We start from the raw sequence: 13601 nt of genomic DNA on the forward strand, positions 1-13601 counted from the left end.
CGCCGGCCAGCACCGCCGCGACCGCGGCCGGCTCCGGCCGCGGCGCGCGGACGGCCGCGAACGCCGCGACGGCGGCCGAGACGGCAGTGGCGATGGCGGCGATCGAACCCATGGTCCGCAGTTCGCAGGAGAGTCGCTGCGAGCCTGACGCGGGCGGCACCCGGGCGGCAGCGGCGAACGGCGCGCGGCGGGCTCGGAATTTTCCGGTCGGTCCGGCGCGAGTCGATCTGGTCGGCCGCCGCAACGAACATTTCCGTTCCAGCGCCGGTTCGTCCGACACCCGAGCGCGTCGGGCTCGGAGCACGCACCGGTGTCAGGCACCCGCACTCGGTGCGCTCGAGGCACGCCGCCCCGGCCTCGAATGGCGGACATTCCTGTCCGTACCGCCTTGCCGCATGGCGCGAACGCCGGACGCCGCTCTGCCGGCTCCGGCGCAGACCAGCTGCCACGAACACCGTCCCCGCTGGGCTGCGGTCCGTCGCCCACCCTGCCGACACGCGGCGGTTTGCCGGCGGCGGCCGCGACCGCTCGGCGTTACGACATGCGTTCCGATCGGCGTTGCCGGGACGACCCGTCGATCACTTCTCCATGCCCGAACGCCGGGGCCGGCTGCTCCGACAGGGTCCCGCCCCCGCCTGCACGGGCGCCGTCGAGACCGCCCGCTCCCGGCGCGGCGGCCGCTGTCCGGTGAGCAAAGCTTGAGCAAAACCCGCAAACGCGATAAGAACCCGGACTGCCAGCATTCGGGCTGGTGAACCGATGATGGGGAAGGTGCCATGCATGCATTGAAGCTTGTCGGAATCGTTCTTGCCGCCCACGCGACGCTGCCGGCGATAGCGGCGGACAACGACGCGCAGGACTGCGCCAAACTCAAGAACAGCCTCCAGCGCGAACCCGCTTGGTATGCGGAGAAATGCCTGGGCCACGCCTACGGCGCGCTGAGTCCGAAGGACGCGCAGGCCGCCGCGCTGCCGAAGAACCTCGGCGACACGACCTACCAGTTCAACATGCGCGCCACCGGCACCGGCGCCGATTCGCTGCAGTCGTTCCTGCTGCCCAATGCGGGCACGGCGACCATCATCGGCCCGCAGACCGGCAATCTGTACGGTCTGGAGTACGACAACGTCGCCGGCCGCATCTACGCGGTCAGCGACGTATTCGGATTCGGCGAATTGAACAAGACCACCGGCGTCTTCACGCCGACCGTCACGATCACCGGCACGGCGGCGGGCCAGTCGGTCACCGGCCTGGCGTTCCAGACGCCGTCCTCGCCGTACTACCTGTCGACCTCCGACGGCACCGTCTCGCAGATCTACACGTTCGATCCGGTCACGGGCGTCGCGACCCTGGTCGGGGCGACCGGCACAGCGCTGATGATCGACATCGCGATCAACGCCTCGGGCCAGATGTACGGCCACGACATCGCGACCGACAGCATCTACTCGATCAATACCGCGACCGGCGCGGCGACCCTGATCGGCCCCACCGGCGTCAACGCGAACTTCGCCCAGGGCATCGAGTTCGACAAGACCACCGGCGTGCTCTACGCCTGGCTGTACGAAGGCGGCGGCGTCAACCGCTTCGCGACGATCGATCTGGCGACCGGTGCCGCGACGACGGTCGCCTCGCCGCTCGCGGGCGAATACGAAGGGGCGACTACGCCGGTGTCGCTGCAGTCGTTCTCGGTCGACTAGCTAGCGGCGGCAGGCCGGATCGCGGTAGCGCTCCGCTCCGGCCGGCGCCGGCTTGGGTTCACTCGGCGACTGGGGCGCCGGGTTCCCGCCCGATGTCAGGCGGGCGCGACGAGCCTGCCGCCGTGCAGCTCGAGCACGCGGTCCATGCGCCCGGCCAGGCCGCGGTCGTGGGTCACGAGCACGAAGCTCGTGCCGACTTCGCGGTTGAGCTCGAGCATCAACGCATAGACCTGCGCCGCGTTCTTCTCGTCGAGATTGCCGGTCGGCTCGTCGCCGAGCACGCAGGCCGGGCGCGTGACGAGCGCGCGCGCGACGGCGCAGCGCTGGCGCTCGCCGCCGGACATCTCGCCGGGCTTGTGCTCCAGGCGCTGGCCCAAGCCCACGCGCGCGAGCAGTTCGGCCGCCTCGCGGCGCGCCTGCGCGATCGGCGTGCCGCGGATCAGCAGCGGCATGCAGACGTTCTCGAGCGCGGTGAATTCCGGCAGCAGATGGTGGAACTGGTAGATGAAGCCGAGCGAGCGGTTGCGCAGCTCGCCGCGCGCGCGGTCGGACAGCGACGACATGCGCCGGCCGGCCACGTCGATCTCGCCGCTGCTCGGCGTGTCGAGGCCGCCGAGGATGTGCAGCAAGGTGCTCTTGCCCGAGCCCGAGGCGCCGACGATCGCAAGCGTCTCGCCGCGCGCCACGGCGAAGTCCACGCCGGCCAGTACTTCGGTGCGCAGCGCGCCTTCCTGGTAGGTCTTGGCGACCTGGGTCGCGCGCAGGACCACGGTGTCGGATGCGCTCATCGCGTTCTCACTCATAGCGCAGTGCCGCGGCGGGCTGGGTGCGCGCGGCGCGCCAGGCCGGATAGAGGGTCGCGACCAGGGAGAACGCGAAGCCGAGCAGCGCGATCAGGCCCACGTCGCTCCACTGCATGTCCGACGGCAGATCGCTGATGTAGTAGACGTCAGACGGCAGCACCGAGATGTCCAGGGTCTTCTCGACGTACTTGACGATGCCTTCGAGATTCAGCGCGAGCACGACGCCGAGCACGGTGCCGATCGCGATGCCGATGACGCCGACGACGACACCCTGCACCATGAACACGCCCATGATGCTGCGCGGGCTCGCGCCCAGGGTGCGCAGGATCGCGATGTCGGCCTGCTTGTCCTGCACGAGCATGACCAGGGTCGACACCAGGTTGAACGCGGCGACCGCGACGATCAGCGAGAGGATCATGAACATGACCCGCTTCTCCATCGCGATGGCCTTGAAGAAGTTCGCGTGGCCCTGCATCCAGTCGCGCACGCGGTAGAAGCTGCCGAGCTCCTGCGACAGGTCGCGCGCGACCGAGAACGCACGGAACAGGTCGTCGAGCTTCAGGCGCAGGCCGTCGGGACCGTCGACCTGGTACAGCCGCTGCGCATCCTGCAGGTGCACGATGGCCAGGCCCGCGTCGTACTCCTCCATGCCGATCTCGAAGATGCCGACGACCGTGAAGCGCTTGAGCCGCGGCACCGCGCCGACCGGCGTCGCGCGGATCTCCGGCGCATAGACCACGACCTGGTCGCCGACGTCGACGCCGAGCTTGTACGACAGTTCGCGGCCGAGCACGATGCCGAAGCCGCCGGCGACGAGATCGCCGAGCGCGCCGGCCTTCATCTTGCGGTCGACTTCGGAAACCTTCGGCTCTTCCTGCGGCAGCACGCCGCGCAGGATCGCGCCGCCGACGCGGCTGCCCTGCAGCATGGCCTCGCGCTCGATGAACGGCGCGGCGCCGAGCACGTGCGCGTTGGCTTCGGCCTTTTTCTGCGCGTCGGCCCAGTCGTGCATGCTGCCGTCGACGCTGCTGATCGTCGCGTGCGAGACCATGCCGAGGATGCGCGTGCGCAGCTCGTTGTCGAAGCCGTTCATGACCGAGATCACGACGATCAGCGCGGTGACGCCGAGCGCGATGCCGGCCATCGACACGAGCGAAATGAACGAGATGAAATGATTGCGGCGCTTGGCCCGCGTATAGCGCAGGCCGATGAACAGCTCTAACGGTCGGAACATGGCCGTGGGTCGCAATCCTTGGGAGCCGGTTCAGACCGGAGAACCGCGCGAGAGTGCAATACGCGCCGCAGCCGCGCAAGGCGCCGCGGACGCGGCGTTCAGCACGTGGTCGGCGGCGGCGGGCGCGCGGCTTCCTGGTCCAGGCGCACGCGCAGGCGCCGGCGTGTATCGCGGTCGAGATTGTCGGGCAGCAGGCACAGGGTGACGGCTTCGCCGGCCGCCGTGTGCAGGCGCAGCAGCAGGCTCAGGCCGAACGCGCGCCAGCCGAGCAGGTGTGCGCCGACGGCGATCTGCGCGCCGTCGAGCAGGGTCCAGACGCCGTCCGCATTCCAGCCGGCGCGGCGCCAGCGCGGCCGGCGCAGCCGCCGCAGCGTGCGCAACAGGACCAGGGCGACCGCAATACCGACCGCCGCGGCGATCCACGGCCAGCGGCGCAGGCCGCTGAGAGCGATCGCGAGTACGGCGAGCAGTGCGATGCCGGCCAGCGCGCCGGCGAGCAGCCGCGAAGGCCGCAGCTCAAACGCGATCGCGGCGGCGGATTTCATCGACGATGGCCTGCCAGTCGGCGCGCGGCGCAACGGCGCGGCCGACCAGCCAGTTCCAGAGATCCGGGTCCTGCACGTCGAGCAGTTCGGCGAACGCCGTCTGCACGGCCGGCGCTGCCGCGGCGTAGCGCGCGTCGAGCCACCAGCCGACCAGCGCGTCGAGCTCGCGCGTGCCGCGGCGGCAGCGCCAGCGCAGGCGCGCGACGGTCGTGTCGTTCATGCGCCGGTCCGTCCGCGGCTCAGGCGCCCTGGCGCAGCACCATCAGCTTCTTGATCTCGGCGATGGCCTTGGCCGGATTCAGTCCCTTCGGGCAGGTCCGCGCGCAGTTCAGGATGGTGTGGCAGCGGTACAGGCGGAACGGATCTTCGAGATCGTCCAGGCGCGCGCCGGTGTCCTCGTCGCGGCTGTCGACGATCCAGCGATAGGCCTGCAGCAGGATGGCCGGACCGAGATAGCGGTCGCCGTTCCACCAGTAGCTCGGGCAGGACGTGGAGCAGCAGGCGCAGAGGATGCACTCGTACAGGCCGTCGAGCTTGGCGCGGTCCTCCTTGGACTGCAGCCGCTCGGAATCCGGCGGCGGCGCGCTCTGCGTGCGTATCCAGGGCTTGATCGAGGCGTACTGGGCGTAGAAATGCGTCAGATCCGGCACGAGGTCCTTGACCACGCTCATAGCCGGCAGCGGATACACCGGCACGTCCTTGCTCTTGCAGTCGGCCACGGCCTTCGTGCAGGCCAGCGTGTTCGTGCCGTCGATGTTCATCGCGCACGAACCGCAGATGCCTTCGCGGCAGGAACGGCGGAAGGTCAGGGTCGGATCGATCTCGTTCTTGATCTTGATCAGCGCGTCGAGAACCATCGGGCCGCAGGTCGCCATGTCCACGTCGTAGGTGTCCACGCGCGGGTTCTGGCCGTCGTCCGGGTTCCAGCGGTAGATCTTGAACGTGCGCACCTTGCTCGCGCCGGCCGGCGCCGGAAAGTGCTTGCCCTTCTGCACCTGGGAATTCTTGGGCAGGGTGAACTCAGCCATGTTGCGGACTCCGGGAGGCGGCGATCGCCTCGATTTCTGGCAGCCAGGACGGATCGGACGTGGTCACGACGACCGCGGTCGGGGCGAGCGGGTGGAAGCGGTGCGGGCGCGGTTGCTCAGCCATGGGCGAAGTTGCGTACCCACTGCCCGCTGAGCACGAAGCGCGGGAAGGTGATGAACTGTTCGACGAAGACGCGGCCGAGGAAATCCGCCGCACCGAGAAACGGTTCCGGCGCGGCGGCCTCGCGCTTGTGGCCGAAGCCCTGCACGGCGAACGCGAGGACCGCGAACAGCAGCGCGAACAGCGCCGGCAGCCACAGCCCCGAGGCGAGGAAGCGCACGCAGGCCAGCATGCCGGCGATGAACGCCGGCACCGCGACAAGATGCAGCAGCAGGTTGAGCCGGTCGCGATGATTGCGCTCGTAGCCCCGCCACTGCCATGCGATCAGCCCGCCTTCGCGCGCCATGCGGTCGTCCTCAGTACACGCGCGGCTTGGGCGGGACCACGTCGACATCCGCGGTCATCGTATACATGTGCACCGGACGGTAGTCGAACGCGACCTTGCCCTTCGCGTCGACGTTGACGAGCGTGTGCTTCTGCCAGTTCGCGTCGTCGCGGTCGGGGAAATCCTCGCGCGCATGCGCGCCGCGGCTCTCCGGCCGGTTCTCGGCCGAATACATCGTCGCGACGGCCTGGCCGAGCAGGTTCTGCAGCTCCAGCGTCTCGATCAGATCGGAGTTCCAGACCAGCGAACGGTCGCTGACGCGCACGTCGGCGAAGGAGTCGAAGGTCTTCGTGATCGCCGCGCAGCCTTCCTTGAGCGTGCTGCCGGTGCGGAACACCGCGGCGTCCTTCTGCATGACGGCCTGCATCTCGGCACGGATCTTCGCGGTCGGCGAGCCGCCGCTGGCGTTGCGCAGACGGTCGAAGTTGCCGAGCGCCGCGTCGCAGGCGCTGGCCGGCAGGTCCTTGTGCGGCGCGCCCGGCGTGATGATCTCGGCGGCGCGGTTGGCCGCGGCGCGGCCGAACACGACGAGATCGAGCAGCGAATTGGAACCGAGGCGGTTCGCGCCGTGCACCGACACGCAGGCCGCCTCGCCGATCGCGAACAGGCCCGGCACGACGGCGTCGGGGTCGTCGCCGACCTTGCGCACGACTTCGCCGTGATAGTTGGTCGGAATGCCGCCCATGTTGTAGTGCACGGTCGGTATCACCGGGATCGGCTGCTTGGTCACGTCCACGCCGGCGAAGATGTGCGCGCTCTCGGCGATGCCCGGCAGCTTCTCGTTGATGACCTCGGGGCCGAGGTGCATGAGGTTCAGGTGGATGTGGTCGGCGCCCGCGCCGACGCCGCGCCCTTCGCGGATCTCGATCGTCATCGCGCGCGAAACCACGTCGCGCGAAGCCAGGTCCTTCGCGTTCGGCGCGTAGCGCTCCATGAAGCGCTCGCCCTTGGAGTTCGTCAGATAGCCGCCCTCGCCGCGCACGCCTTCGGTGATCAGGCAGCCCGCGCCGTAGATGCCGGTCGGATGGAACTGCACGAACTCCATGTCCTGCAGCGGCAGGCCCGCGCGCAGCACCATGCCGCCGCCGTCGCCGGTGCAGGTGTGCGCCGAGGTCGCGCTGAAATAGGCTCGGCCGTAGCCGCCGGTCGCGAGCACGACCGCATGGGCGCGGAACAGGTGCAAGGTGCCCTCGGCCATGTCCAGCGCGATGACGCCGCGGCAGACGCCTTCGGAGTCCATGATCAGGTCGAGCGCGAAATACTCGATGTAGAAGCGCGCGTCGTGCTTGAGCGACTGCTGGTAGAGCGTGTGCAGGATCGCATGGCCGGTGCGGTCGGCCGCGGCGCAGGTGCGCTGGGCCGTGCCCTTGCCGTAATGCGTGGTCATGCCGCCGAACGGGCGCTGGTAGATCTTGCCGTCCTCGGTGCGCGAGAACGGCACGCCGTAGTGTTCGAGCTCGATGACGGCCGGAATCGCCTCGCGGCACATGTATTCGATCGCATCCTGGTCGCCGAGCCAGTCGGAGCCCTTGATGGTGTCGTAGAAATGGAAGCGCCAGTCGTCCTCGCCCATGTTGGCCAGCGCGGCCGACATGCCGCCCTGCGCCGCCACGGTGTGCGAACGCGTCGGGAAGACCTTCGTGATGCAGGCTGTGTTGAGGCCCTTGGCCGCCATGCCGAAGGTCGCGCGCAGGCCCGCGCCGCCGGCGCCGACCACGACCACGTCGTACTTGTGTTGCTGGATCTTGTAGCTTTGCATGGGCTCAGCTTCCGAGGGCGATGCGAACGACGGCGAGGACGCAGGCCAGCGCACCGAGCACGCAGAGGAATTTGACGGCGAGCTGGGAGACGATCTCCAGGCCCGGCCTGTGGACATAGTCTTCGATGACGACCTGCAGGCCGAGCTGGGCGTGCCAGAACACGCTGAGCACGAACGCGACCAGCAGTACCGCGTTCAGCGGCCGCGCGGCGAGCGCGTGCGCGCCGGCGTAGTCGAGGTGGATCAGGCTCAGCGCGAACCAGACGAACCAGAGCGCGAGCGGCACGAGCGCGACGGCGGTGATGCGCTGGACCGTGAAATGATGCGTGCCGCTGCGGGCGGGGCCGAGGCCGCGTACGTTCTTCAGCGGCGTGCGCAGATGCTTGTCGTTCATGCGCCACCCCGCTGCAGCAGCACGCAGGCCCAGACCAGCGCGGTCAGCACGAACGAGCCGATCACGGCGATCCAGCCGGTCATCACGAAGGTCTTGATCGGGAAGCCCGCGCCGGTGTCTTCGAGCAGATGGCGCAGGCCGTTCAACAGATGGAAGGCCAGCGACCAGGTCCAGCCCAGCAGCAGCAGCTGGCCCAACGGCGAAGCCGCGTAGTGCTGCACGTTCGCATAGGCTTCGGGACCGGCGGCCAGACTGGCCAGCAGGCATACCAGCAGCACGGTGCCTGCGGCGAGGGCGATGCCTGCGGCACGATGCAGGATCGAGGACACCATCTGGATCTGCCAGCGGTAGATCTGGAGGTGCGGTGACTTGGGTCTTGCCGCTTGAGGCATGGTCGCCATCCTTTACGCCAACCGGGGTACCGATCCGGCGCTGCAGCGATCCATCCACGCGATGCGGCTCACGCCGCCGGCGCGCGCTCAGAAATCGATGCAACGGCCATTCTTCTCCCAGTCGCCGTAGCGGGTCGGCTCCGGCCCCTGGCGGCCGCCGATTTCACGCGGACGCACGTCGGCGTCCGTCGGTGCCGGGGCGCTGGGCTCGGGCACGACGCGTTCGGGCGGAACTGGCTGGGAAGTGGATTCGGGCATAGGTCTTGAAGCGGCGCGAAGGTTAACGCCGTGCGAAACGCCTGACAACCCTGGCGCGACGCAGCATTGCTGCGCATGCCGGACGCACCGACGCGACGAGCCGCGGCGATGACGACGCGCTGCCGTGCCGATCTCGCCGTCGGCGGCTCGAGAATCGGCCGCTGCCGCCGCGGCGGCAGACGAACGCAGCGATCATCGACGTGCCGTTGCGTCTGCCCGCGCAGATCCGTCCCGCTACGAAGGTCGTACTCCTTCCGGCCGGCGCGGGGAGCCGTGCACCGAAGCCGCCGCGCCGGCCGCGGCGATTTTGCGATACTCGCGTTCTCGCGTTTTCTGGAACGCCGCGTGTCGCCTTCCGCTCCGACCGAACTCATCGAACTCGCCGGCCCCGATGCCGCCGCGTTCGCCCAGGCCCAGTTCTCCAACGACGTCGCCGCGCTCGCGATCGGCGACAGCCAGCTCAATGCCTGGCTCAATCCGCAGGGCCGTGTGCGCCGGCTGTTCCATCTGCTGCGAGCCGACGAGGACCGCTACCTGCTGCTGCTGCGCGGCGGCGAAGCCGCGCCGCTGCTGCCGGTCCTGAAGATGTTCGTGCTGCGGCTCAAGGCGCGGCTGCAGGCCCTGTCCGGCTGGCACTGGGCCGAAGTGCCGGCCGACGCCGCCGTGCCGGCGGGTGCCTGGCCGATCGCGCTGCCCGACGGCCGGCTGCTGTTGCTGCGCGACGGCGCGGCCGTCGACGGCCTGCCGTTCGAGCAGACCCTGGCGCGCGACATCGACGCCGGCCTGCCCTGGCTGCCGGCACCGGCGCTGGAACAGCTGCTGCCGTCGTGGATGGAATTCGCGCGGCTCGGCGCGCTGAGTCATCACAAGGGCTGCTATCCGGGCCAGGAGATCGTCGCGCGGCTGCATTTCCGCGGCGGCGGCGACAAGCGCGTACCAGTGCGCCTGGCCGCGGCGAGCGCTGCTGCACTGCACGAAGCCGGCGAACTGCGTGACGCGGCCGGCGGCGAAGCCGGCCTACTGCTGCAGCAGGTGCAAATGCCCGACGGCAGCGGCCTTGCGCTGGCCGTCGTGCGGCGCGAACTCGCCGCCGCCGGCACCGTGCTGCAGGGCGGCGAAGCCGTGCTGCAGGTGCTTCCGCCGACCTGGAACGCCCCTGCCGCCGCGTCATAAACCACATGAAATCCGGCAGCGAAACTCGCCTATACTCAGGCTAATTCCGCAGTCGGGCTCTCAGGGGAGATGCAGCATGTCCGAACGTCGGCAAGGTCACTGGAAACGTCTGCTGCAGGGCGCGCTCTGCATCGTCGGGCTGGCCGCCGCGCCGGCCTGGGCTGACTACAGCTTCGTCGTCGAGCCGATCTACAGCCCGCAGAAGGCTGCCGAGGTCTACAAGCCGCTGATCGATTACCTCGCCAAGGCCAGCGGCGAGAAGTTCACCCTGGTCACGCCGAAGAACTATCACTTTTATTGGCGCGATCTGCGCGGCAACGAGAAGTTCGATTTCTCGCTCGACGAGGCCCATCTGGCCGACTACCGCATCGCCCGCTTCCAGTTCGTGCCGCTCGTGCGCACGGCCGAGCGGCAGAGCTACACCCTGGTCACCAACGTCGACCTGCAGGGCAAGGGCCTGGACGCGCTGGTCGGCCGCAAGATCGTCTGCATGGGCGCGCCGAGCCTGGGCTATGCCCTGCTGCTGGGCTTCTATCCGAACCCGATCCAGCAGCCCGACATCGAGTCCTCGGCCGCTTCCTGGCGCGACGCGGTCGAGGCGGTGTTCGCCGGCGAGGCCGAGGCCGCGATGATCCCGACCTGGCTCAAGGACCAGTATCCGAATCTGAGCCCGGTCAAGACCTCGGTCGAATTCGCCGGGGCCGCCGTGCTGGCCTCCCCGAGCGTGCCCGAGGCGGTGCGCGCCAAGGTCGCCGAGGCCCTGCTCAGGCTCGACCAGGACCCTGCCCTGTCGAACCTGCTGCTCGAACTGGGCATCAGCAAGTTCGTGCCGGCTACCGCCGATGAGTACAAGGGCACGGAGTCCATGCTCAAGGGCTTCTACGGCTATCAGTGAGGCGCGGCGGCTTCCGGCGCGGTTCCGGCCGGCGTGGTCGGTTGAATTTTTCCACTGATATAAAATACAAAAAATAGCGACCGCAGCAGCAAAACGACGACTGAATCAGGATGTTAGCTCGGCGTTAACTCCGGGCCGGCGGGTTTGACAGCACCGCTTTTGCCCCTTAAGGTGCGCTCCACCTTATTCAGCGGGTCGCCACTCCCGCACCCCGAAACGGGCCAAGAGGCCCGACAACCAGATCCCGCGAACCGTAAGTCTTCGGATCGCGCGATAGCTGACGGCCGGAGTTCCATGCTTTGCGGCCGTCTCTGGTTCAGGCGCTTTCGCCCGGAGGGCGGAAGCTGAATCAACCGGTCGTCAGCCTGCGCGGGCCCCAGTGCCCAGGACATGCGCTCCGGCACGACCACGCCGCAAACCCCAGAAAGCTGCGGCGCAACCGACATTCCGGAAACCCCAAACGCCAGCGTCGTCGTTCGACCTGTCGCGCGCAAGGACCGTGTGCACGGAGGTATGAGCATGAAGCTGGGCCTGTTGCTCTGGATGACTTCGGTCATGCCGCAACCCATTGCCGACCAGACCTGTCTGGCGGCCACTGTCTATCTCGAGGCGCGCGGCGAGTCCGTGCGCGGCCAGATGGCCGTCGCCGAGGTCGGCCTGCACCGCCTCGACCAGGGCCGCTGGGGCAAGAACCTCTGCGAAGTGCTCAAGGCGCCGCGGCAGTTTGCCTTGTCCATTACGAGCAAGAATTACGAAATCGATAATTTGGAATCCTGGACAAAAGCCTGGTCGGTCGCGGGCAGCGCGCGCAACGTCTGGCTGCTGCCGGAGAGCCTGCGCATGCGCGTCGTGCCGGGCGCGAGTCATTTCGTCGCGAGCTACGCCGAGCCGCAGAGCTGGGCGCTGGGCCGTCCGGTCGCCGTGATCGGCCCGCATCGCTTCTATTCGCTGAACTGAGCGACACGCTCGCTGCGCTGCGGCCGACGCCGCAGCCGCAGCCCATCTTCCACGCCGTCGCGCCCTCCACGCGTCCGCCCCCGGCAAATCCCTTCCACTCGCTCGTCGCGCGCCGCCGCCGCCGCAGTCTCGACAAGACGTCCGCTGCCGCCTAGGCTGCGCCGGCGCAGACCGTGCGCGACGGCGGGGGCTCCGATGAAACGCGTGACCGGCATAGGCGGCATCTTCATCAAGGCGCGCGATCCCGACGCGCTGCGCGAGTGGTACCGCACGCATCTCGGCCTCGACGTCACCGAATGGGGCGGCGTCGTGTTCCGCTGGAACGACGACAATCCCGAGGCCGTCGGCACGACGATCTGGAGCCTGTTCAAGCAAGACTCGACCTACTTCGCACCGAGCACCGCGCCGTTCATGATCAACTACCGCGTCGAGGACCTCGACGCGCTGCTCGCCGCGCTGCGCGCCGAAGGCTGCGCCGTCGACGACAAGGTCGACGAATCCGAGTACGGCAAGTTCGGCTGGGTCGTCGATCCCGAGGGCAACAAGATCGAGCTCTGGCAGCCGCCGCCGGGCCGCTGACCTACCCGGCCGCTTCCTTCTCGCGGCCGGGGCATCGTTGCTACCATCGCCGCTTCGACGGCCCGGCGCCGGCGTTCCGGATCGACCAGCGCTTCGCGCCGGCATCGCTTCGCGACGCCGCGACCCGCCGTGTCAATCCGCTTTTCGGGGGCAGGCAGGGGATGGAATCGCTATACCGGCGCGTGCGTGAACTCGATCCGAAGGCCGCGGCCGATGTCCTGCACGACGAGAGCGATGCCACGGTCGCCGCCGTGCTGGCCCAGCTCAATCCGGGCCAGGCGGTCGAGATCCTCGAGGAATTCCCGCCGACGCGGCGCGAACGCATCGCCGCGGCCGACAGCGCCGGCGAGCAGTGGCTCGAAGACGTGGCCTGGCCCGAGTCCAGCGTCGGCCGGCTCATGGAGCAGACGAAAGCGGTGTTCGCCCCGGGCACGCGCATCCACGAAGCCGTCGACGCGCTGCGCGAAGCGGTCAAGCAGACCCTGATCACCTACCTCTACGTGCTCGACAAGCAGGATCGCCTCGTCGGCGTCGTCGCGTTCCGCGAGCTGCTGTTCGCCGACCCGAACGACACGCTGGCCGACGTGATGATCGCCTCGCCGTTCTCGCTGCGCGGCGACATGGACCTCATCGACGCGATGCATGCGGTGGTCACGCGCCACTATCCGGTCTATCCGGTCTGCGACGCCGACGGGCACCTGATCGGCGTCGTGCGCGGCTCGGTGCTGTTCGAGCAGCAGGCCTTCGAGATCAGCGCCCAGGCCGGTGCGATGGTCGGTGTCGAGAAGGAAGAACGCGCGGCGACACCGTGGCTGAGCTCGTTGAAGTTCCGTCATCCGTGGCTGCAGCTGAACCTGTTCACCGCTTTCATCGCCGCGGGTACGGTCGGCCTGTTCCAGGACACGGTCAACCGCATCGTGCTGCTCGCGATCTTCATCCCCGTGCTGTCGGGCCAGTGCAGCAACACCGGCTGCCAGTCCCTGGCCGTGACCCTGCGCGGCATGACGCTCGGCGAAGTGCGCAGCGCCCAGGCCGCCGCGCTGATGGCCAAGGAAGCGTTGCTCGGGTTCCTGAACGGCGCGCTGACCGGCGTCGTCGCGGCGATCGCGATGTACGTGATGGCACGCATGCAACACCATCCACAGCCGGCCACGCTCGCGCTGATCACGTTCGCGGCCATGACCGCGAGCTGCGCGATCTCCGGTGTCGCCGGCGCGGCCGTGCCGCTCGTGCTCAAGCGCCTCGGCGCCGATCCGGCCACGGCCTCGAGCATCTTCCTGACCACGGCGACCGACGTCGTCAGCATGGGTCTGTTCCTCGGCCTCGCGGCGTCTTTCGTCGCCTGAGCCGATCGCCGCGACGGGATCGCCCGCCCGGCGCGCGC

16 protein-coding genes are annotated in these 13601 nt (G+C 68.8%); 6 read left to right on the top strand and 10 right to left on the bottom strand.

The genetic code is table 11. From position 1 onward, the window contains the following. The first annotated feature begins 776 nt into the window (after positions 1 to 776). The gene (locus NON22_RS02000; protein WP_257385221.1) at positions 777 to 1694 is read left to right on the top strand and encodes a DUF4394 domain-containing protein; all 918 of its coding nucleotides are present in this window, start codon (positions 777 to 779) and stop codon (positions 1692 to 1694) included. A 95-nt stretch (positions 1695 to 1789) separates the two neighbouring features. On the opposite strand, the gene lolD is transcribed toward NON22_RS02000, so the two are convergent. The 10 genes from lolD to NON22_RS02050 form a co-directional block, all read right to left on the bottom strand. After that, a complete protein-coding gene (lolD, locus tag NON22_RS02005; RefSeq protein ID WP_257385222.1) occupies positions 1790 to 2482 on the bottom strand; it encodes a lipoprotein-releasing ABC transporter ATP-binding protein LolD in 693 nt (230 codons plus the stop codon). 7 nt (positions 2483 to 2489) lie between these two features. After that, positions 2490 to 3731 (bottom strand): lipoprotein-releasing ABC transporter permease subunit, encoded by a 1242-nt coding sequence (locus tag NON22_RS02010; protein WP_257385223.1) that lies wholly within the window; start codon positions 3729 to 3731, stop codon positions 2490 to 2492. A gap of 98 nt (positions 3732 to 3829) precedes the next feature. Then, entirely contained in the window at positions 3830 to 4276 is a 447-nt protein-coding gene (locus NON22_RS02015; RefSeq protein ID WP_257385224.1) for a protein YgfX, read from the bottom strand. Then, positions 4248 to 4496, bottom strand: a complete 249-nt coding sequence (locus NON22_RS02020; protein WP_257385225.1) for an FAD assembly factor SdhE — start codon at positions 4494 to 4496, stop codon at positions 4248 to 4250. Before NON22_RS02020 ends, NON22_RS02015 begins: the two co-directional genes overlap by 29 nt. Positions 4497 to 4515: 19 nt before the next feature. Beyond that, entirely contained in the window at positions 4516 to 5304 is a 789-nt protein-coding gene (locus NON22_RS02025; protein WP_257385226.1) for a succinate dehydrogenase iron-sulfur subunit, read from the bottom strand. Positions 5305 to 5420: 116 nt separating this feature from the next. Then, a complete protein-coding gene (locus NON22_RS02030; RefSeq protein WP_257385227.1) occupies positions 5421 to 5771 on the bottom strand; it encodes an Mpo1-like protein in 351 nt (116 codons plus the stop codon). A 10-nt stretch (positions 5772 to 5781) separates the two neighbouring features. Further along, positions 5782 to 7569 (bottom strand): succinate dehydrogenase flavoprotein subunit, encoded by a 1788-nt coding sequence (gene sdhA, locus NON22_RS02035; protein ID WP_257385228.1) that lies wholly within the window; start codon positions 7567 to 7569, stop codon positions 5782 to 5784. A gap of 4 nt (positions 7570 to 7573) precedes the next feature. Then, positions 7574 to 7963, bottom strand: coding sequence for a succinate dehydrogenase, hydrophobic membrane anchor protein (gene sdhD / locus NON22_RS02040; protein WP_257385229.1), 390 nt, complete (start codon positions 7961 to 7963; stop codon positions 7574 to 7576). Beyond that, entirely contained in the window at positions 7960 to 8355 is a 396-nt protein-coding gene (sdhC, locus tag NON22_RS02045) for a succinate dehydrogenase, cytochrome b556 subunit (RefSeq protein ID WP_257385230.1), read from the bottom strand. The genes sdhD and sdhC overlap by 4 nt, the downstream gene beginning before the upstream one ends. A gap of 87 nt (positions 8356 to 8442) precedes the next feature. Further along, positions 8443 to 8613 carry a DUF1674 domain-containing protein gene (locus NON22_RS02050; RefSeq protein WP_257385231.1) on the bottom strand — a complete coding sequence of 57 codons (171 nt, stop codon included), beginning with the start codon at positions 8611 to 8613 and terminating at the stop codon, positions 8443 to 8445. Positions 8614 to 8958: 345 nt separating this feature from the next. Between NON22_RS02050 and ygfZ the strand changes: the two genes are divergently transcribed. The 5 genes from ygfZ (at position 8959) to NON22_RS02075 (ending at position 13563) form a co-directional block, all read left to right on the top strand. Beyond that, positions 8959 to 9786 carry a CAF17-like 4Fe-4S cluster assembly/insertion protein YgfZ gene (gene ygfZ / locus NON22_RS02055; RefSeq protein WP_257385232.1) on the top strand — a complete coding sequence of 276 codons (828 nt, stop codon included), beginning with the start codon at positions 8959 to 8961 and terminating at the stop codon, positions 9784 to 9786. Positions 9787 to 9862: 76 nt separating this feature from the next. Continuing rightward, positions 9863 to 10681 (top strand): phosphate/phosphite/phosphonate ABC transporter substrate-binding protein, encoded by an 819-nt coding sequence (locus tag NON22_RS02060; protein WP_257385233.1) that lies wholly within the window; start codon positions 9863 to 9865, stop codon positions 10679 to 10681. A 519-nt stretch (positions 10682 to 11200) separates the two neighbouring features. Beyond that, positions 11201 to 11638, top strand: coding sequence for a cell wall hydrolase (locus tag NON22_RS02065; protein ID WP_257385234.1), 438 nt, complete (start codon positions 11201 to 11203; stop codon positions 11636 to 11638). A 195-nt stretch (positions 11639 to 11833) separates the two neighbouring features. Beyond that, on the top strand, positions 11834 to 12217 hold the full coding sequence (locus tag NON22_RS02070; RefSeq protein WP_257385235.1) for a VOC family protein: 384 nt from the start codon (positions 11834 to 11836) through the stop codon (positions 12215 to 12217). Positions 12218 to 12378: 161 nt separating this feature from the next. Then, positions 12379 to 13563, top strand: coding sequence for a magnesium transporter (locus NON22_RS02075; RefSeq protein WP_257385236.1), 1185 nt, complete (start codon positions 12379 to 12381; stop codon positions 13561 to 13563). The last annotated feature ends 38 nt before the right edge of the window (positions 13564 to 13601 follow it).

The organism is Tahibacter caeni, assembly GCF_024609805.1.
Taxonomy (GTDB): Bacteria; Pseudomonadota; Gammaproteobacteria; order Xanthomonadales; family Rhodanobacteraceae; genus Tahibacter; species Tahibacter caeni.

Coding starts and splice junctions, on each gene's coding strand:
- NON22_RS02000 (WP_257385221.1), top strand. CDS start 777: ATGCATGCATTGAAGCTTGTCGGAATCGTTCTTGCCGCCCACGCGACG.
- lolD (WP_257385222.1), bottom strand. CDS start 2,482: ATGAGCGCATCCGACACCGTGGTCCTGCGCGCGACCCAGGTCGCCAAG.
- NON22_RS02010 (WP_257385223.1), bottom strand. CDS start 3,731: ATGTTCCGACCGTTAGAGCTGTTCATCGGCCTGCGCTATACGCGGGCC.
- NON22_RS02015 (WP_257385224.1), bottom strand. CDS start 4,276: ATGAAATCCGCCGCCGCGATCGCGTTTGAGCTGCGGCCTTCGCGGCTG.
- NON22_RS02020 (WP_257385225.1), bottom strand. CDS start 4,496: ATGAACGACACGACCGTCGCGCGCCTGCGCTGGCGCTGCCGCCGCGGC.
- NON22_RS02025 (WP_257385226.1), bottom strand. CDS start 5,304: ATGGCTGAGTTCACCCTGCCCAAGAATTCCCAGGTGCAGAAGGGCAAG.
- NON22_RS02030 (WP_257385227.1), bottom strand. CDS start 5,771: ATGGCGCGCGAAGGCGGGCTGATCGCATGGCAGTGGCGGGGCTACGAG.
- sdhA (WP_257385228.1), bottom strand. CDS start 7,569: ATGCAAAGCTACAAGATCCAGCAACACAAGTACGACGTGGTCGTGGTC.
- sdhD (WP_257385229.1), bottom strand. CDS start 7,963: ATGAACGACAAGCATCTGCGCACGCCGCTGAAGAACGTACGCGGCCTC.
- sdhC (WP_257385230.1), bottom strand. CDS start 8,355: ATGCCTCAAGCGGCAAGACCCAAGTCACCGCACCTCCAGATCTACCGC.
- NON22_RS02050 (WP_257385231.1), bottom strand. CDS start 8,613: ATGCCCGAATCCACTTCCCAGCCAGTTCCGCCCGAACGCGTCGTGCCC.
- NON22_RS02060 (WP_257385233.1), top strand. CDS start 9,863: ATGTCCGAACGTCGGCAAGGTCACTGGAAACGTCTGCTGCAGGGCGCG.
- NON22_RS02065 (WP_257385234.1), top strand. CDS start 11,201: ATGAAGCTGGGCCTGTTGCTCTGGATGACTTCGGTCATGCCGCAACCC.
- NON22_RS02070 (WP_257385235.1), top strand. CDS start 11,834: ATGAAACGCGTGACCGGCATAGGCGGCATCTTCATCAAGGCGCGCGAT.
- NON22_RS02075 (WP_257385236.1), top strand. CDS start 12,379: ATGGAATCGCTATACCGGCGCGTGCGTGAACTCGATCCGAAGGCCGCG.